This is a genomic window from Chloroflexaceae bacterium, from assembly GCA_025057155.1.
GTDB lineage: Bacteria > Chloroflexota > Chloroflexia > Chloroflexales > Chloroflexaceae > JACAEO01.
This window is the reverse complement of the sequence record JANWYD010000058.1, coordinates 623-905: the sequence shown is the minus strand read 5'-3', so window position 1 is coordinate 905 and position 283 is coordinate 623. Positions and strand designations below refer to the sequence as shown.

The window sequence follows — 283 nt, the reverse complement described above, 5'->3', positions numbered from 1 at the left end:
ACCTCATCCCGCGCTTCTATGACCCGACCGCCGGGCGTGTGTGCGTGGACGGCTACGACCTGCGCACGGTGACGCTGGCTTCGCTGCGCAAGCAAATCGGTCTGGTGCCGCAGGAGACGCATTTGTTCAGCGGCACGGTGCGTGAGAACCTGCGCTACGGCAAGCTGGAGGCCACCGATGCCGAGCTGGAGGCGGCGGCGCGCGCGGCCAACGCCGCCGAGTTCATCGAGCAACTGCCCAACGGCTACGACACGGTCGTCGGCGAGCGCGGCGTGAAGCTGAG

At 68.2% G+C, this 283-nt stretch carries 1 protein-coding gene; it reads left to right on the top strand.

The window, feature by feature from the left end; translation table 11 throughout:
* The coding region (locus NZU74_20230) for an ATP-binding cassette domain-containing protein (GenBank protein MCS6883657.1) at window positions 1–283 on the top strand (283 nt) is incomplete at both ends.